Source organism: Neisseria sp. MVDL19-042950 (assembly GCF_030504625.1).
Taxonomy (GTDB): domain Bacteria; phylum Pseudomonadota; class Gammaproteobacteria; order Burkholderiales; family Neisseriaceae; genus Neisseria.
In genome coordinates this window covers 66195-84855 of record NZ_JAUKWH010000009.1, presented here as the reverse complement: position 1 = coordinate 84855, position 18661 = coordinate 66195, and the positions used below count along the sequence as shown (strand labels likewise).

The 18661-nt window shown below is 48.3% G+C and carries 17 protein-coding genes and 2 tRNA genes; 12 read left to right on the top strand and 7 right to left on the bottom strand.

The annotated features are described in order from the left end of the window. Window positions 1-361 precede the first annotated feature (361 nt). The 3 genes from Q0X97_RS08995 to ushA all read left to right on the top strand — a co-directional run bounded on the left by Q0X97_RS08995 (window position 362) and on the right by ushA (window position 5602). Window positions 362-2635 (top strand): type VI secretion system Vgr family protein, encoded by a 2274-nt coding sequence (locus Q0X97_RS08995; protein WP_302066994.1) that lies wholly within the window; start codon window positions 362-364, stop codon window positions 2633-2635. Between the two features lie 12 nt (window positions 2636-2647). After that, window positions 2648-3784, top strand: a complete 1137-nt coding sequence (locus tag Q0X97_RS08990; RefSeq protein ID WP_302066993.1) for a DUF2169 domain-containing protein — start codon at window positions 2648-2650, stop codon at window positions 3782-3784. A 180-nt stretch (window positions 3785-3964) separates the two neighbouring features. Then, a complete protein-coding gene (gene ushA, locus Q0X97_RS08985; RefSeq protein WP_302066992.1) occupies window positions 3965-5602 on the top strand; it encodes a bifunctional UDP-sugar hydrolase/5'-nucleotidase UshA in 1638 nt (545 codons plus the stop codon). A gap of 84 nt (window positions 5603-5686) precedes the next feature. Here the strand turns inward: ushA and Q0X97_RS08980 are convergent, their stop codons facing one another. Beyond that, window positions 5687-6166: a peptidylprolyl isomerase gene (locus tag Q0X97_RS08980; protein WP_302066991.1), complete on the bottom strand. Its 480-nt coding sequence runs from the start codon at window positions 6164-6166 to the stop codon at window positions 5687-5689. 483 nt (window positions 6167-6649) lie between these two features. Between Q0X97_RS08980 and Q0X97_RS08975 the strand changes: the two genes are divergently transcribed. From Q0X97_RS08975 to Q0X97_RS08965, 3 genes are all read left to right on the top strand, one after another. Further along, window positions 6650-6952, top strand: coding sequence for a hypothetical protein (locus Q0X97_RS08975; RefSeq protein WP_302066990.1), 303 nt, complete (start codon window positions 6650-6652; stop codon window positions 6950-6952). 225 nt (window positions 6953-7177) lie between these two features. Further along, window positions 7178-8557, top strand: coding sequence for an FAD-binding oxidoreductase (locus Q0X97_RS08970; RefSeq protein ID WP_302066989.1), 1380 nt, complete (start codon window positions 7178-7180; stop codon window positions 8555-8557). A gap of 176 nt (window positions 8558-8733) precedes the next feature. After that, entirely contained in the window at window positions 8734-9783 is a 1050-nt protein-coding gene (locus Q0X97_RS08965) for an ABC transporter permease subunit (RefSeq protein WP_302067014.1), read from the top strand. Window positions 9784-9845: 62 nt separating this feature from the next. Here the strand turns inward: Q0X97_RS08965 and ykgO are convergent, their stop codons facing one another. The 3 genes from ykgO to Q0X97_RS08950 form a co-directional block, all read right to left on the bottom strand. Next, a complete protein-coding gene (gene ykgO, locus Q0X97_RS08960) occupies window positions 9846-9971 on the bottom strand; it encodes a type B 50S ribosomal protein L36 (protein ID WP_003685279.1) in 126 nt (41 codons plus the stop codon). Beyond that, window positions 9971-10246 (bottom strand): type B 50S ribosomal protein L31, encoded by a 276-nt coding sequence (locus tag Q0X97_RS08955; protein WP_302066988.1) that lies wholly within the window; start codon window positions 10244-10246, stop codon window positions 9971-9973. Before Q0X97_RS08955 ends, ykgO begins: the two co-directional genes overlap by 1 nt. 187 nt (window positions 10247-10433) lie before the next feature. Beyond that, on the bottom strand, window positions 10434-10739 hold the full coding sequence (locus Q0X97_RS08950) for a monooxygenase (protein WP_302066987.1): 306 nt from the start codon (window positions 10737-10739) through the stop codon (window positions 10434-10436). A gap of 114 nt (window positions 10740-10853) precedes the next feature. On the opposite strand from Q0X97_RS08950, the gene Q0X97_RS08945 reads away from it, so the two are divergent. From Q0X97_RS08945 to dld, 6 genes are all read left to right on the top strand, one after another. Next, window positions 10854-11891 (top strand): ABC transporter permease, encoded by a 1038-nt coding sequence (locus Q0X97_RS08945; RefSeq protein ID WP_302066986.1) that lies wholly within the window; start codon window positions 10854-10856, stop codon window positions 11889-11891. 81 nt (window positions 11892-11972) lie between these two features. Continuing rightward, the gene (locus Q0X97_RS08940) at window positions 11973-12782 is read left to right on the top strand and encodes a PD-(D/E)XK nuclease family protein (protein ID WP_302066985.1); all 810 of its coding nucleotides are present in this window, start codon (window positions 11973-11975) and stop codon (window positions 12780-12782) included. An 11-nt stretch (window positions 12783-12793) separates the two neighbouring features. Further along, window positions 12794-13432, top strand: coding sequence for a hypothetical protein (locus tag Q0X97_RS08935; RefSeq protein WP_302066983.1), 639 nt, complete (start codon window positions 12794-12796; stop codon window positions 13430-13432). 11 nt (window positions 13433-13443) lie between these two features. Further along, on the top strand, window positions 13444-14985 hold the full coding sequence (locus tag Q0X97_RS08930; protein ID WP_302066982.1) for an ABC transporter ATP-binding protein: 1542 nt from the start codon (window positions 13444-13446) through the stop codon (window positions 14983-14985). 85 nt (window positions 14986-15070) lie between these two features. After that, window positions 15071-15400, top strand: a complete 330-nt coding sequence (trxA, locus tag Q0X97_RS08925; protein WP_302066981.1) for a thioredoxin TrxA — start codon at window positions 15071-15073, stop codon at window positions 15398-15400. Between the two features lie 120 nt (window positions 15401-15520). Next, a complete protein-coding gene (gene dld, locus Q0X97_RS08920; RefSeq protein ID WP_302066979.1) occupies window positions 15521-17212 on the top strand; it encodes a D-lactate dehydrogenase in 1692 nt (563 codons plus the stop codon). Window positions 17213-17266: 54 nt separating this feature from the next. On the opposite strand, the gene Q0X97_RS08915 is transcribed toward dld, so the two are convergent. The 3 genes from Q0X97_RS08915 to Q0X97_RS08905 form a co-directional block, all read right to left on the bottom strand. Beyond that, window positions 17267-18016 (bottom strand): amino acid ABC transporter permease, encoded by a 750-nt coding sequence (locus Q0X97_RS08915; protein ID WP_302066978.1) that lies wholly within the window; start codon window positions 18014-18016, stop codon window positions 17267-17269. A gap of 440 nt (window positions 18017-18456) precedes the next feature. Then, window positions 18457-18531: transfer RNA gene (locus Q0X97_RS08910), tRNA-Glu, on the bottom strand. Between the two features lie 14 nt (window positions 18532-18545). Further along, window positions 18546-18622, bottom strand: a tRNA-Arg gene (locus Q0X97_RS08905). Window positions 18623-18661: the final 39 nt, after the last annotated feature.

Below are 18661 nucleotides of genomic sequence, written 5' to 3'. Positions count from 1 at the left end.
CTGCTTTTTTTATTGGCCGGTATTTTGCAAAGTATTGTTCGCCGCATATTGCTTCTTATGCCTCGAGCTTGCTTCGGCCGGTTTCGAAAGCCGTCAGGCCGTCTGAAAAACACGGATTTCAGACGGCCTCGGGGGAAGTGTAAAAAGCGTTCGTTGCAATCGGAACCTTATCTTTGCAAGTATAGTCTACACATAATAAGTAATAATAATTTACTGTATTTTGCTATAATTTATACCGCAGTTTGAACAGTAGGTTGGCAGCATGTCGTTGATTTGAACGGTATTGTCGGTCGGGTGTGTGATTCGGCTCTTAATTAAGGCAGCGTACCGGAGCCGGATTCTCCAATCAGGAATATTCTAAATGAACAGAACAGTCATTGCTCAAACGCCTTTAGGTCAAAGTTTGTTGTTTAAAAAGCTGGAAGGAACCGAAGCGGTTTCGGAACTTTTTAAATTCGATATCACTTTCGTTTCTAAAGATCCTAATCTGCAAGGCCGCGATATTGTCGGCCAGCCCGTAACGCTGGAAATCGATACCGAAGCGGGCAGCCCGCGCTACCTGAACGGTTTGGTTACTGATTTCGGCTACATCGGCGAAGATGAAGACGAAGAGGGCTACCATGCTTATGCTTGTACCGCCCGCCCTTTTATGTGGTATCTCACTCAAAATGTAGACAGCAGGGTGTTCGTTGATAAATCGGTGTTGGATATTGCCAATGAAGTTTTATCGCCGTTCGGATTCCCGTATCAAGTGAAATGCCAAAAAGGGTATCGGACAAGGGGCTTTTGCGTTCAATATCAAGAAACCAGTTTCGATTTCCTAAACCGCTTGTTTGAACAAGAAGGCATTTACTATTATTTCACCCACAGCAACGGCTCGCACGAGCTGGTTATCGCAGACGATGTCGGCATTTTGCAGGCGATTCCTTCTTCCAACATTCCTTATCACTCCCGCCAGACTGCGCCGGGCGCGCCCAGCACTGCTTATATCGACATCTGGGAAGAGCGGGACTCTCTGAAATCCAGCCAGTTCGTTACACAAGAATACAATTATAAAAACGCCAAAGTGCCGATGAAGTCTTCAGATTCCGTTCATGATTTCAGCTCGGTTTCTATGGAACATTATGATTTCTATACCGGCTTCAGCGATGTTTCCGAAGCGCAGAATTACAGCCAAGTGCGCAGCGAAGATTTGAAAAGCCAAACCAAAGTCATTACCGGCTCCGGCACGGCGTTGACGATTGCTCCGGGCTATACGTTTACCTTGAGCAGACACCCGCATTCGTCATCCAATACCGAATATACGATTTTGAAGGCAAACTACGATTTTGAAGAAGCCGGCTATACCACCGGCGACCGTATCGGCAAATTCAGAATTTCGTTCCGCGTATTGCCGAAGTCGTACCAATACCGCCCGCCGCTGAAAACACCCAAACCGAAAGTGTTGGGTACGCAGGCCGCAACGGTAACCGGCCCGGCCGGAGAAGAAGTTTATACCAACGAATACGGCGATATTAAAGTTCAATTCCATTGGGACCGCTACGGCAAAATGGATGAAAACAGCTCCAATTGGGTGCGCGTAACGCAAGGCTCGGCCGGTGCGGGATACGGTTCCATCAATACGCCGCGTATCGGCGAAGAAGTATTGGTCGATTTCATTAACGGCGATGCCGACCGGCCGATCGTATTGGGCCGTCTGTATAACAGTGCAATGTCGCCGCCGTGGGGTTTCCCTGCCGCCGCCAAGCAATCCGGTATTAAGAGTAAAAGTTTCAATTCGCCGCTTTCCAACTTTAATGAGTTGATGTTCAACGATACCGCCGGCTCTGAAATGGTGAATTTTCAGGCGCAGAAAGATTTGACATCGCTGGTTAAAAACAACGAAACCCGCAACGTCAATAACGACCGCACCACCACCATCGGTAATAACGAAACGGTAACGGTGGTGGGCGACAGGGCGAAAACCGTTCAGAAAAACGAAACGGCTTCGATTACCCAAAACCGTACCAAATCGGTGGGCCAAAACGAAACGGCCAGCATCACCCAAAACCAAAGCATCAGCGTCGGTCAAAACCAAAGCACCAGCGTGGGTAAAGACCAAAGCGTCGACGTGGCGATGAACCGCAGCCGTTCGGTCGGTCAAAACGAAAATGTAACCATCGGCCAAAGTCAGGCTTTGACGGTGGGGCAGGATCAAAACGTTACCGTCGGCCAAAACCAAGCGTTTACCGTCGGAGCCAACCGCAACAAAACCGTTGTTTCAAACGAAGTCAGCAGCATCGGCGGCAACAAACAGGAAACGGTGAGCAAAAACGGTATGAACAACGTCGGCATCGGCCAGATGACCAATATCGGTGCGGGCTATATGCTGAACGTCGGCGGCGGTTGGATGACCAACGTCGGCGCGGCGGAAATGCACAGCGTCGGCCTGATCATGAGCATCAATGCCGGCATGAACATCGGCCTCAATGCAGGCCGCAACATTACTTTGTCCGCCAATTCCAAAATTACCCTGCAAGTCGGTAATTCCATGATTGTGATGGATAAAAACAAGATTGCGATTGTCAGCAAAAAAATCAAAGTCGTCGGCACCAAAGTGGTGGATATGGACGGTAAAAAAGTGGACATCAACTAGAGAAGAACCGCCATGTTTGAGCTGGAAAACTTTACCTGTTTTCATACGCAGCAATTTAAAAATGTCGACCAGTTGGATCGGGCGTATGATGTTGTTGTTGCCAAAGTCAGCTATGAATTTGAAATCGATCCGGCAACCGGGCAGACAGAGCTTCAGTTTGCCCGCACGCAAACGCCGCTTACGTTTGCCGACACTTTTTACGGCGAGCCGTCGCAGACGACAACCTTGCTCGAAAGCGATTTTTCACTTTATAAACCGAAAGTGGATATCGTGGTTAACGCCACCGCTTACGCACCCGACGACAGAATGGTCGGACAATTTCCGGTTTCCGTGCAGATCGGCGATTATGAAAAGCCTTTGGCCGTTACCGGCCCCCGTTATTGGGTGAGGGAAGCATTGGGCTGGACTTTGGGTGAGGCTTCCCCCATCGATTCGCTGCCGATCCGTTACGAATTCGCTTTCGGCGGCAGCGAGGTGGAAGACGACCACGAAGGGTATCAGGAAAACGCTATCGGCATGGGCTATTATCCGAAAGCATTTTTGCAGAAAAACAGCGCCAAACGCATGTTGCCCGCCCATCAGATTTACAATCCCGCCAAGCCGGTGAGAGACCCGAGCGAAATTGCCATGCCCGAAGGTTTCGGCTTTTTCCCCCGATATTTTGCCCGGCGTGCGCGGCATACGGGTACGGCGGATGCGGAATGGATAGAAAAGCGCGCTCCGTTGCTGCCGGAAGATTTTTCCATGGCATATTGGAACGGTGCGCATCCGTCGTTGCAACTGCAACATTTCAAACCCAACCATATTTATGAATTCGGATTCACCGGATTGGTACATTCTTTCCAAGCGCCCAATCAACATTTCACGGTTTCCCTGCCGGTGGAAACCGTGTTTGCCCATGTGTACACGCCGGCCAATTTGTCTCTTTGCAAAGATTTGATTTTGGATACGGTGGTGGTGGATGTGGAAAAACGCAGGATCGACTGCACTTATCGGACATCGTTTCCGGAAGAGCTCGAGGTTGTTTCGTGTCAGTTGAGATTTATCGCAAGGCATGAACGTGGTGCACAAATCGAATTGGCAAAAGAATGCAAAGCATCAAAATCGCAATTTACGCCCATTCCGCCGTCGCTGATGGCAATGATGTAGCAGAGAGTTTGCCTGTTGTTAGAATCATTCCGATGATATGGAGCCGTTTATGAATCAAAGAGGCCGTCTGAAAAGTTTAAAAAGTTTCAGACGGCCTTTTTACCGCTGTTGGTATCCGGATTGTTGTGTTTATAATATTTTTGTTTATTTTAATCTGCTTGATAACAGAAAGGCCGCGATATGAAACATACTTTATTGATGGCATTGTTACTGCCTGCGCTTGCCCATGCCTACCAACCCGGCAAAACTTATTCCTTAACCGTACTCCACACCAACGACCTGCACGGGCGTTTTTGGCAGAATGCGCAGGGCGAATACGGTTTGCCGGCGCATCGGACTTTGGTGAAGCAGATTAAAAGGGAAGTGAGAAAAGCGGGTGGTTCGGTTATTGTTTTGAGTGCGGGCGATGTCAATACCGGCGTGCCCGAATCCGATATACAGAATGCCCACCCCGATATTGAGGGTATGAACGCCATCGGTTATGCGGCGATGGCTTTGGGAAACCATGAGTTCGATAACCCGTTGCAGCTTTTGGATATGCAGGAAAAATGGGCGAAATTTCCGTTTCTTTCCGCCAATGCCCGTTGGAAGAAAAACGGCAAGCCATTGGTCAAACCTTATGTTATTTTGAGGAAAAACGGTTTGAAAATTGCGATTGTGGGTTTAACGACCGAAGATACCGCCACAATAGGCAATCCCGAATACACGACCGAGGTTGTGTTCGAACCGTCCCAAAAAGCGGCGGCGGCCGTCTTAAAAGAAGTGGATGCACGCACGCCCGACATCAAAATCGCGCTGACCCATCTGGGCTATTATCACGACGGCAAACACGGTTACAACGCTCCCGGAGACGTTTCTCTGGCGCGCGGCCTGCCGAAGCAGTCTTTCCACATGATTATCGGCGGCCACAGCCATACGGCCGTTTGTTTGGATGAGGCAGGCCGTCTGAAAGAACCTTATAAACCGGGAGACGACTGCCGTCCGGACTATCAAAACGGCACATGGATTATGCAGGCCGGAGAGTGGGGCAAATATTTGGGGCGCGCCGACTTTGAATTTAAAGACGGAAAACTGACCCTCAAATCTTACCGTCTGATTCCGGTCAATTTGAAATACGAAGTAAAAACCGCCGACGGCAAAACCGAATACAAACTGTATCAAAACGAAATCGCACAAGACAAAATACTCGCTTACAGGCTGGGTAAATATCAGGCGAAAGGCGATAAATTGCTCGGCGTTAAAGTAGGTTCGGTTAACGGCAAACTCGAAGGCGACCGCAGCATTGTCCGCCACCAACAAACCAATCTGGGACGCTTGGTTGCATACGCGCAGCGCGAACGGACCCGTGCGGATTTGGCTATTGTAAACAGCGGCGGTATCCGCGATTCGATTCCTGCCGGCGACGTAACCTATAAAAGTATTTTGAAAACGCAACCGTTCGGCAACATCGTGAGCTATGTCGATTTAACCGGCAGCGAGCTGAAAAGTTATCTTAAAGTTGTGGGTTTGAAACAGCGCGGTTCCGGCGGTTATCCCCAGTTTGACAATGTCGGCTTAAGCGTTAATTACGAGAAACAGCAGGTCAGCGATATCCGTGTCGGCGGGCAGCCGGTGGACGACGGCAAAACTTACCGCTTGAGTATTCCGAGCTATCTGGCTTCGGGCGGGGATGCTTATCCGAAAGTGTCCGACCATCCGAAGTACGTCAATACCGGATTCGTTGATGCCGAGATTTTAAAACAGTATTTTGAAAAACATTCTCCGTTGGATGCCGCGAAATTCATGCCGCAAGGTGAATTCAAAGTGTTGGCGGATTAATGTAAAAAGGCCGTCTGAAATTTTCAGACGGCCTTTTTTTCAGCCGATAAACAATCTTTTCGAAAAATTTCGGAAAGCGGCGATTTAGTGATGGTGGCCGTGCTCGCCGTGAACGTGGCCGTGTTCGATTTCTTCTTGTTCCGCATCACGCACGCTTTCTACCGTGGCTTTGAAGCGGATTTTCATGCCTGCCAACGGGTGGTTGCCGTCTACCACGGCTTTGCCGTCGGCAACATCGGTTACACGGTAAACCCAAACGTCGCCGGTTTCGGGGTCGTCGGCTTCAAACATCATACCTACTTCTACTTCTACCGGGAAAACGTCTACGCTTTCAATGCGCACCAATTCGGGGTCTTGCTCGCCGAAAGCATCATCGGGAGACAAAATAACGTCTACTGCATCCCCCACGTTTTTGCCGTGTAACGCTTCTTCTACCAACGGGAAAATACCGTCGTAACCGCCGTGTAAATAAACAATGGGCTGCTCGGTTTTGTCGAGTAGCTGGTCGTTGATATCATACATTTCGTAGTGCAGAGTAACGACGGAATTTTTTTGGATAGTCATTTTAGAAATCCTTTTATCATTTGGAAATGGAAAATTCCGATCATTGTAACACAGCATTAACCGCACCCGCCCCGATAGTTTGTGCCAGCAACGGAAGAAAACTGTTGAATATGACGTTGTTTTTGAAATTGATGTTGCTTATTTGCGACTTTTTAATAAAAAGATAAAAAATTTTGCCACATATCAAAAAATATTTTTTTATTGCTTTGTTGTTAAATCTTTTGAAATATCAATGCAAACTTAAATTTTGATAGAAATTTCACGATAAAAATGGCTATTTCTTTTGAACTTATTTACGCTTCCATATGACTAAGCATCATATTCTTGCTGAATCTCAGGTATTTGTTCTGTTGTATCGGCATATCGTGTCGGGCATAGTCGTTTGAGGATTCGGTAATGAATTCCTAAACTAAGGTCTGCCCTGTAAAGGTTATGGCCGTTTGTTTTTTAAATTTTATTAAGTCGATTTAAAAGGTATTTAAAATGAAAAAATCATTGTTTGCTGCTGCCCTGATGTCTTTGTTTTTAGCTGCTTGTGGCGGTAACGCAGAAAAAGCTCAAGATGCTGCTGCTAAAGCCTCTGAAGCAGTAACGGAAGCAGCATCTGCAGCTTCAGAAGCTGCTGCTGAAGCCTCTACCGCTGCTTCAGAAGCTGCTGCCGACGCACAAAAAGCTGTTGCAGAAGGCGCTGCCGACGCTTCTGCCGCCGTTGTTGAAGCTGCCTCTGCTGCCGATGCCGCTGCTTCCGCTGTTGAAGCTGCTGCTTCTGCCGAAGCTGCTAAATAATTTTTATTTGGCACATATACAATAAAAAGCAGGATACTTGAATAAGTATCCTGCTTTTTGTTTTGCCGTCTTAAAGTTGATTGGGTTGTATTGTATGATGAATACGCATATCGGCATAAAGCGGGAATAGATTGTTGCCGATATTTGCAATTTGTCAGGCCGATTATTGAAAACAGGGATTTCAGACGGCCTCATCGTTATTACATCAATGAAATCAGGTAAAGCATGAACCGCCAAACACTACCACAACAATTGGAAAAATTTTTAGCGGAAAACGGGGTAAGCGTGGTTGAAGACGCTGCCGCATGGCTTACCGACCAGCGCGGCCGTTATCAGGGCAGGGCGGATATCGTTGCGCAGCCGCAGAGTGTGGAGCAGGTGCAAAAACTAATGCGGTTTTGTTTTGACAATAAAATCGCGGTAACTCCTCAGGGTGGAAACACGGGTTTGTGCGGTGCCGCAGTGCCTGAAGGCGGCGTGCTGTTGAACCTTTCCAAATTGAACCGTATCAGGGAAATCAATTTGGCCGACAATGCCATCACCGTGGATGCCGGAGCGGTGCTGCGGCAGGTGCAGGAAGCGGCGGAAAGCGCAGGCCGGTTGTTTCCGCTGAGCTTGGCGAGTGAAGGTTCGTGCCAGATCGGTGGAAATATTGCGTGTAATGCGGGTGGTTTGAATGTGTTGCGCTACGGAACCATGCGCGATTTGGTGCTGGGTTTGGAAGTGGTGCTTCCCAACGGCGAACTGGTGTCGCACCTGCACCCGCTGCATAAAAATACCACCGGCTACGATTTGCGGCATTTGTTTATCGGCAGCGAAGGAACATTGGGCATTATCACGGGAGCGACGTTGAAACTGTTTGCACAACCGGAAACCACGGAAACCGCTTGGGTGGGCGTGGATTCAATCGGTCGGGCGGTGGAGCTGCTGACCTTGATGCAGGGAAAGTTTGCCGAACGCTTGTGCAGCTTCGAATTGGTTAGCGGTTTTGCGTTGTCGCTGTCGTCGGATTTCAGCCGCCTGCGCCCGCCCACCGATGCAAAATGGCATGTGTTGTTAGAGCTTACCGATTCGGTGGAGCGGGATGATTTGGGTAGCCTGTTGGCGGAATTCCTGTTCGAGCGGGGGTTTGAAAATACGGTGTTGGCCTATTCCGAAACCGACCGCAACGAATTATGGACTTTGCGTGAGAATATTTCCGCCTCGCAGCGCAGTTTGGGTGCAAGCATTAAGCATGATATTGCCGTACCGATTGCCCGCGTTGCCGAATTTGTAGAATCTTGCGGTGCGGCACTTCAGACGGCCTTTAACGATATCCGGATAGTGGTATTCGGGCATTTGGGAGACGGCAGCCTGCATTACAATACGTTTTTGCCGCAAGTGTTAAGCAACGACGTATATGAATATGAAGATGCGGTAAATACCATTGTTTACGAAAATGTTTTGGCCTGCAACGGCACGATTGCGGCGGAACACGGCATCGGTAAAGTAAAAAAACATTGGCTGCCGCGGGTGCGCAGTGAAGCGGAGATTGCGTTGATGCGTGCCATCAAAGCCCAACTTGATCCGCATAATATTCTAAATGCCGATAAACTGTTACCGTAGCTGGAAAATCTTTGCCGTAGCTATTTCCGCAATAACACCGCTCCGGCATCGGCAGAGCCTTCTGAACGGCAACAAAATATCGAATCCTTATCAAAGGCCGTCTGAAAAAGCCAATCTTTTCAGACGGCCTCAATATGATAAGATGCCTGCATCTTTTGATTTCGGGTAATCACTCTATGTGGCGGTATATTTTTCATCGTCTGCTCTTGCTGGTGCCTACGCTGTTGGGCATTTTGGCAGTAACGTTTGCCGTGATCCAGTTCGTACCCGGCGGGCCGGTGGAGCAGATGGTGCAACAGCTTACGCAAGGCGGAGTAGGGGGTGAAACGGCGGCTCAGGCCGGCGGTATATTGAAGCGCGGCGGTAGTTTGAGTGTCGACGATATGGCCGCGCTCAATGCGCTTTACGGTTTCGACAAACCGCCGCTCACGCGTTTTTTCGACATGGTGTGGCGGTTCGCCCGTTTTGATTTGGGCGAGAGTTTTTTTCATCATCAAACGGTGCTGGAATTGGTGAAAGAAAAAATGCCGGTGTCGATGAGTTTGGGCTTGTGGACGTTTTTTCTGACTTATTTGATTTGTATTCCGCTGGGCATTGCTAAGGCGGTGCGCGACGGTTCGCGGTTTGATGCGGTATCGGGCATCGTGATTTTGGTCGGCTACACCATTCCGCCGTTTGTGTTGGGTTTGGTGCTGCTGGTGTTGTTTGGCGGCGGCAGCTTTTTCGCATGGTTTCCACAAGGCGGTTTGGTAAGCGATGATTGGGAAATACTCGGTTGGGGCGCGAAAATAACCGATTATCTGTGGCACATGGCTTTGCCGATTACCGCTTCGGTGGCGGGCAATCTGGCGGTGATGACGGTGCTGACCAAAAATGTGTTTCTCGAAGAAATCCGCCGCCAATATGTCTATACCGCGCGCGCTAAAGGTTTGCCGGAAAAGCAGATTTTAATGAAGCACGTGTTCCGCAACGCCATGATTCCGTTGATTACCGGCTTTCCCGCCGCTTTTATCGGTGCATTTTTTACCGGCAGCCTGCTGATTGAAACGCTGTTTTCGCTCGACGGCTTGGGTTTGCTTTCTTATGAGGCGGTGATGAAACGCGATTATCCGGTGGTGATGGGCACGCTGTATGTGTTTACGTTGATGGGTTTGCTGGCGAAGTTGCTGTCAGACATTTCCTATTCGTGGGTCGATCCGCGCATTCACTTCGGCGGGCAGAAGTAGGAGAATATAACCAAAGGCCGTCTGAAAATATTTTCAGACGGCCTTTGACGTATCCAAGCGCATTAACGCTGGCGGGCTTTAAAGCGGGGGTTGCTTTTGCAGATTACATAAACTTTACCTTTGCGGCGCACAATCTGGCAGTCGCGGTGGCGTTTTTTAGCCGTTTTCAGCGAAGATAATACTTGCATTATTTGTCCTTTCTGAGTGAACCCATCATCGATTGATAGCGTTGGTTGAACTTGCTGGCGCGCCCTTCGGTGTGGAACTGGCGTTGTTTGCCGGTGTACGCCGGATGGGAGGCGGAAGAAGTATCGAGCATGAATACGGGGTATTCGTTGCCGTCTTTCCATTTCATCGTTTTACCGTGGGTGTCGGCACACGAGCGGATAAGCCAGCCTTCTTCGGCTCCGCTGTCGTAGAACAATACGGTGCGGTAGTTTTCGGGGTGCAGATTCGGTTTCATCGATACAATCCTCTCTTAAATGTTATGGTGTAACATTATAGATAATTTGAGAATAGTTATCAACATCTTTTGTGATGATTCTGTTTCGAGAGGGAAAAGGCAGTTTGGCTGATAGAAAACAGGCCGCCTGAAAAACAATCCGGCGTTTCAGACGGCCTGTAATACATTGAATAAATAGAGAGAACAATTAACCCAATTTGCCGCGGTTAATCAGCGTGAGCGGTTCGTTGACATCAAAGATTTTGTAAACCACCTCGTTGATGTCGAACGTTTTCAAACGGGCGGAATGCTTTTCCACATAAGCCAGAGCGGTTTCTTCGTTTTCAAAAAGATAAATTCCGCCGGCCTCTTGGTTTTTCTCGCTTTCCGTCCACACTTTCCAAATAAAGCCCGGCTCCTGATTAATCGATTCGGCCAGCTCCCGCAGTTGGGCAGCCATTTCCGAACCGAACGGTCCGTGAAAACTGAAATGCATTTGCAGTAATTTTTTCATTTTTTCTCCTGGTTAACCATAGCGGAACATGCCGATTTCCGCCTATATCCGCAGTATAAACAAAATTGCTGTGGCATGGCCGTCTGAAAACCGTTATCCTTTTCCCCTGTTTTCATGACGATTAAACCTATGCAACCGAATCCTTCCCAAACCGCATGGCGGGCGTTTAAGCAGCATAAGCGCGGTTATTTCAGTTTGCTGCTGCTGGCTTGGCTGTTTGCCTTCGCCATACTTGCGCCGCTTTGGAGCAACGACAAACCGTTATGGATACACTACAACGGCCAATATTACTTCCCGCTCGTCAACACCTATCATGAAACCGAGTTCGGCGGCGATTTCGACACGCCCGCCGATTACCTCGACCCTTTGGTGCGGCACAATATCACTTCCAACGGCAACCACGCCGTGTATCTGCCCAATCCTTACGCCGCCAATACCCTTAACGATTTCGACACGCAGCCAGACCCTGCGGGGCCGTCTGAAAACCATTGGCTCGGCACCGACGACCGCGGGCGCGACGTGTTGGCGCGGTTGGTGTACGGCTTTCGCGATTCGCTGCTGTTTGCACTGGCCTTAACCGCCGTAACCACCCTTATCGGCGTGCTGGCAGGCGCGGTGCAGGGCTATTTTGGCGGCAAGGTCGATTTGGTAATGCAGCGGTTTCTCGAAATCTGGGGCGGGCTGCCCGAGCTTTATTTGCTGATTATCTTATCGTCGTTTTTCAATCCCGGCCTGCTGGTGCTGCTGGTAATTCTGTCGCTGTTCGGCTGGATGGGCTTGTCGGACTACGTGCGTGCCGAGTTTCTCAAAAACCGTCAGGCCGATTATGTGCTGGCGGCAAAAAGCATGGGCGTGGGCAACCGCACGATTATGTGGCGGCACATTCTGCCCAACAGCTTAGCGCCGGTGCTGGCGTTTTTACCGTTTCGCATTTCCGGCGCGGTGCTGGCCTTAACCAGCCTCGACTTCCTCGGCTTGGGCGTACCCGCTTCGCAAGCCAGCTTGGGTGAACTGCTGGCGCAAGGCAAAGACAATCTCGACGCATGGTGGATAGGCCTGTCGGCCGTCGGCGCGCTGACGGTGATGCTGTTGCTGCTGGTGATGATAGGCGAAGGGCTGCGGTATGCGTTTGATGTTAGGGCGCGGACATAAAATAGATAAAGGCCATTTCTCTATCAATATTTAAATTTAAAAAAGCATTGCTTTTGTATTTCCCTTGGCATATGGAAAGTAATGATGGAAGTAGATAAGTTTAAGGATTTTTTCTGTAATTTTAGAATGTTAAGGGAGAGAGTGATGAATCAATCGAATTTTCAGCAGCAGTTTGTTAAGTTTTATGATGAGTTTAGATGTTTATATGAAAAACAACCTGAGCAGAAAGCAAAAGCTGAGATTGATTATTCTATAAATTTGGATGCTTCTGAATTAAAAAAATTTTTGGATGCTTATCGGGAGAGAGATGATGCCTTATTTCGGGCAGGAATGCAGATGAACCTTTGGCAGTTTGTGAGGATAGGCAGATCGGAGCTGAAAAATTGTGAAGTTTTAGGCTGGTTGATGGACGAAAAAGGCGATCACGGCTTGGGGAAGTGTTTTTTATTGGATCTATTGAAATTTATTGATAAAGAAAACCGCTTGGGTTTGGTAATTGACTATTTAAGATATGAACCTTACGCAACTCAGTTTGAGATTTGTCAATACGGTAATATCTCCGAACGCATAGATATCGTGATAAAAAGCCGAAGCACCTGTTTGTTTTTGGAAGCGAAAGTAGACGCTAATGAGGCAATAAATCAGCACAACAGCCAATTACGGCGTTACTGGGAACGCTTGAATAAAGAAACGGCATCACAAAAACATTTGCTATTTCTCACGAAAAATAAACAACTTCCACATGATACATTACTGCACGATAAAGTGATTTTGCTTTCTTGGCAGGAGATTGCTAAATGTTTAAGGCAAACAATTTCTTCGTATTCACACTATTCTCCATATCAGCAGGTTATTTTTAACCAATTGGCTAATCACTTTGCATCACTATAAAGGATTTTAAAATGAACAATACTGAACAAGAGCTGGCTAAACTGGTTTTGAAAAATTTGGATATGCTGGAGAAGTCTTATGAACTTTTAGGCAAAATTGATGATGAGTTTTATCACAAAATAGATACAAAATTTCAGGAGTGGTATAAAGAAGTTAAACAAGACACTATGTGGCCAATGAATTTGGAAGGTAAGAAAGAGAGTGAAGCGATTTGGTTTACTTGGGATATTAAAACACGTCATAAAATTAGTACACATGAATTTAAGTGGTTAAGTGTATTTACTGATTTAGGACGGTATGAAGATGGGGAGATTATTGAATCTGGTATTAGATTTGGTTTTAACAGAAATTTTTTTACGCTAACCGCTAAAGAATCTAAAAGTTTTATGCAGAAACAATTTGAGAAGTATCCAGAATTATCTCAAGCTAACTTTCAATATGTTGGGGCAGGTAGTGAGGAAAGAGTAATATTTTTACCTGTTAAATTAGATTTAGAGAGATTGTTAGAAGAATATCCTAATTATACTGATGCACTTTTGCCGTTAGACGAAGCTTTTGATACGGTTATAGAGCATATGCTAATTTTTAAAGCAATTGCTAGAGATTTAATGGAGGGGTATTTAAAAAAAGAATATCAGCAAGAAGAATAATATTTAAGTCAATGAACATTCTCGAAATCCAAAACCTAAACGCCTCTTTCCCCTGCAAGCAGGTGCTGCACGACATCAACCTCAACGTCAAACAAGGCCGAAAGTTGGCGATTGTGGGCGAGAGCGGCAGCGGTAAAACTGTGTTGGCGCAGGGCATGATGCAGTTGAATCCGGCGGTGTCGTTTGAAGGCCGTCTGAAATTCAACGGCGAAAACCTGCTCGATAAATCGCCGCGCGCGCTGCAAAAATTGCGCGGCAGGGAAATCGGCATGGTGTTTCAGGAGCCGATGACGGCTTTGAACCCCGTGATGCGCGTGGGCAAGCAGATTGCTGAAGTGTTGACGCTGCATCTGGGTTTGCCGCCCAAGCAGGCATGGGCGCGGGCGGTGGAGTTGCTGGCGGAAACGGGTATTCGGAATCCTGAAGAGAAGGTGTTTGCCTTTCCGTTCCAGCTTTCGGGCGGTCAGCGGCAGCGGGCGATGATTGCGATGGCGGTGGCGGCGGAGCCTAAATTGCTGATTGCCGACGAGCCGACCACCGCGCTGGATGTGGCGGTGCAGGCGCAGATTCTCGATTTGCTTTCGCGCTTGCAGGCCGGCCACAACATGACTTTGGTGTACATCAGCCACGATTTGAATTTGGTGCGCCGTTTCGCCGACGATATCGCCGTGATGCGGCACGGGCGGATTGTCGAGCAGGGCGAGGCCGCGCAGGTGTTTGCGCATCCGCAGCACGAATACACCAAAATGCTGCTGAACGCCGGCGCAGTGCGGCAAGTGCAGCCTTTGGCCGAACATGCCGCAACCGTGCTCGAGGCGGAAAACATCAGCGTGGCGGTGGGCGAGCGGGCAGGGTGGTTTAAAAAACGCAGCAAAGTGTTGCTGCATCCATTGTCGTTCGACTTAAAAGCAGGCGAAACGCTGGGCATTATCGGCGAAAGCGGCAGCGGCAAAACCACGCTGGCCAAGGCGGTAATGCGTTTGATGGAGTCGGAAGGCCGTCTGAAAATCAACGGCGCACCATCGCGGCCGGAATTGAGAAAAGCCGTGCAGATGGTGTTTCAAGACCCGTTCGGCGCGTTTAACCCGCGTATGAATGTGTTTGATATTGTCTCCGAAGCCTTGCGTGTGCATGAGCCGGCGATGAGCCGCGAAACCATGCGTGAGCGTGTGGTGGAAGTGCTGCAACAAGTCGGACTGCCCGAAGATATTCTCGACCGCTATCCGCACGCTTTTTCAGGTGGCCAGCGGCAGCGGTTGGCGATTGCCCGCGCCATTATCGTGAAGCCGCAAGTGCTGGTGCTCGACGAACCTACCAGCGCGCTCGATGTGCAGTGGCAGCAGCAGATTTTGGCATTACTGGCTGATTTGCAAAGAAAACACGGCTTGAGTTTGATCATCATCAGCCACGATTTGGCCGTCATCCGCGCCTTGTCGCACCGCGTGATGGTGCTGAAAGACGGGCATGTGGTCGAGCAGGGCGGGTTGGAAGCGGTGTTTGCGAAACCTGATGCGGACTATACTCAAAAACTATTAGCCTACGGCAGCCCTTGAAATTTTGTTTGCCAACCTCTATCCTTGCAAACGTCAAGTTAACCGAATGGCTTTCCATTCCCTACCATTTGAAAAGGAAAACAACATGAGCAGTAATTTAATCGTACATGCTACCGACGCTACTTTCGAACAAGACGTGTTGAAATCAGACGTGCCCGTATTATTGGATTTCTGGGCACCGTGGTGCGGCCCCTGCAAAATGATCGCCCCGATTTTGGACGAAGTGGCTGCCGAATTTGAAGGCCGTCTGAAAGTGGTTAAAATCAATATCGACGAAAACGAGCAAAGCCCCGCCCAATTCGGCGTGCGCGGCATTCCGACCTTGATGGTTTTCAAAGACGGCCAAAACGTGGCTACTAAAGTAGGCGCATTGGCCAAAGGTCAATTGGTTGCGTTTGTGAACGCTTCGATTTAATGCCTGATGAATCAAGAGGCCGTCTGAAAAGTTTTCAGACGGCCTCTTGGTATTTGACCCGACAATAAAAAGATAGCACACTCCTTATCTGATCTATTTATTTGACCGGAAAAATTTTTCATGACTGCCACCCAACTGATTCAAGCTCTTACCGATATAGTCGGCCGGCCTTACATCATTACCGATCCGGCCAAAACCGAACCCTACCGCCAAGGCTACCGTTTCGGCGAAGGTAAAGCGCTTGCCGTGGTGCGGCCGGGCACTTTGTTGGAGCAATGGAAAGTCCTGCAAGCTTGTGTGGAAGCCGATGTGATCGTGCTCACGCAGGCCGCCAATACGGGGCTGACCGGCGGCTCCACGCCCGACGGCAACGATTACGACCGCGATATCGTGATTGTGAACACCATGCGTATGGACATCATCCGCCCCATCAACAACAACGAGCAGGTTGTGTGCTTGCCGGGGGCTACTTTGAATCAGCTTGAATTGCTGCTGAAACCATTGGGGCGCGAACCGCATTCCGTGATCGGTTCGTCATGTATCGGCGCATCCGTGCTGGGCGGCGTGTGCAATAATTCGGGTGGCGCACTGGTACAACGCGGGCCCGCTTATACCGAAATGGCTTTGTTCGCGCAAATAGACGAACAGGGAAAGCTGCATTTAATCAACCATCTGGGCATTGATTTGGGCGAAACCCCCGAGGAAATCCTTACTAATCTGCAAGGCCATCATTATCAGCAAAAAGACATTACCCGCGAGGCCGGAAAAGGCCACGATCATGCCTACTGCAATCATGTGCGCCAAGTGGACGAACCCTCTGCCGCCCGTTTCAATGCCGACCCTGCTCGCCATTACGAAGCATCGGGCTGTGCCGGCAAGCTGATGGTATTTGCCGTGCGCTTGGATACCTTTCCTTTGGAAAAAAATACTGCTGTTTTCTATATTGGTACCAACGATACCCAAGAACTTACCGACATCCGCCGCACCGTATTGGGCAGTTTTAAAAATCTGCCCGTTTCCGGCGAATACATTCACCGCGATGCCTTCGATATGGCTGCCGAATACGGCAAAGACACGTTTTGGGTGATTAAAAAATTCGGCACGCATCGGCTGCCGCAATTATTTGATTTAAAAGCAAGAGCCGATCGTGTCGGCAAGAAACTCGGCATTCTGCCTGCCCATTTTACCGATAAGGCATTGCAATTCATCAGCAAATACCTGCCTGAGCACCTGCCGCAGTCTTTGCGTGATTACCGTAACCGTTATGAACATCATCTGATTCTCAAAATGGGTGGTGAAGGTGTTGAAGAAGCACGGGCATTTCTGAAAACGTATTTTGCCGAAAAATCGGGTGCTTATTTTGAATGCAGCCCTGAAGAAACCCAAGCGGCCATGCTGCACCGCTTTGCCGTAGCCGGTGCCGCCGTGCGTTACCGTGCCGTGCATGATCAAGAAGTCGAAGACATTGTGGCGCTGGATATTGCCTTGCGCCGTAACGATGATGATTGGTTTGAACGGCTGCCGTCTGAAATCGACAGTAAAATCAGCCACAAACTTTACTACGGCCATTTCATGTGCCATGTGTTCCACCAAGACTATATCGTGAAAAAAGGCCATAACTGCATGGATTTGGAACACCAAATGCTGGAACTGCTTGACCAACGCGGTGCGCAATATCCGGCAGAGCACAACGTGGGTCATTTATATGAAGCCAAACCCGCATTGAAACAGTTTTACCGCCAACTTGATCCGACCAATAGCTTTAATCCGGGGATTGGTAAAACTTCCAAGAAAAAGGATTGGGCCGAATAGCTTGGATTTTATTGTGAAGAGGCCGTCTGAAAAGTTTTCAGACGGCCTCTAGAGTTAACGGTGTCCGGCAGTGTTGTAGCGTTTCTCCAGCCATGAGAACATCCAGCTCAGGCACATGGTCATGACCAGATAAATCAATGCCACGGTGTAGAGCGGCGTATCGTAGATTGAATAACGCCCCGAAATGGTTGCCTGTACGTAAGCCAACTCGGTAACGGCAATTGCCGATAACAGCGAGCTGTCTTTCAACAGGGTAATAAATTCATTGGCCAGAGGAGGCAGCATACGGCGCAATGCTTGAGGCAGAATCACGTAGCGCATAGCTTGAGGATAAGTCAAACCCAAAGAGCGGGCGGCTTCTATTTGACCGCGGTCGATAGATTGGATACCGGCACGGAAAATTTCCGTAATATATGCGCCTGCATTTACCATCAATGCCAGAGTACCCGCAATCAATGCACCGTAATTACGGCGGAGTTCGATAGCCAAGTCGCCTGAAATCAGCCAACCGTCGGTAGGGTGGATAAGTGCGACTGCCCAAACAAAATACCAAATAAAAATCTGTACATACAAAGGTGTACCGCGAAAAAGTGTAACGTAAACCAGCGAGCATGTCCGCAGCAGCCATGCCAGTGTGTGCGTAAAAATGTTGCCTTTTTCAAAGCGGATAATACGTGCCAATGCGCCGAACAACCCTAGAACCGTACCGCCTAAAGTAGCTGCCACAGTTAAACCCAAAGTGGTTAATGCTCCGTAAAAGAACATCTCGCGATATTCATACACAATGTCAAAACGAAAATCCATATCAGGCTCTTGTGGTTGGTTGTATGGCGAAAATGAAACACGCCATTTTACAAGAAAATGCAAAAATTGAAATTGTTTATTTTGGATTATGCGGATGCAGTAGGTGTCTATGACGATTGGAAAATGATATTTGGTTTTTATAATTATTGTTCTAATCTTTTATTTGCAGATGATTTTTGAATATTTGGAAATAGTTGATTTTTAAAGTTTTGATTATTATATTGAATAAAATATTTAAAATAGAAAGGGAGAATAAATTTTATATCTGATTGTATTTGCCTTCATATTTTTATGATAATTCGATTTATCTGTTGTATATCAATTAAATTCTAAAACAGTTAAATATTTTTAGCTTATTAACGAACTTCTTATGATTGGATTAATCAGACGAAGAATGAAAAACAAAACCCTTCAAGAAAATTCTTGAAGGGTTTAAAAACTGGCACGCCCACGGGGAATCGAACCCCGGTTACCGCCGTGAAAGGGCGATGTCCTAACCGCTAGACGATGGGCGCGGAGATAAAATTTTTGGCGCACCCGGAGCGATTCGAACGCCCGACCCTCTGGTTCGTAGCCAGATACTCTATCCAACTGAGCTACGGGTGCGGAAAGATTTGAATTATAGGGATAGGGTATAAACCTGTC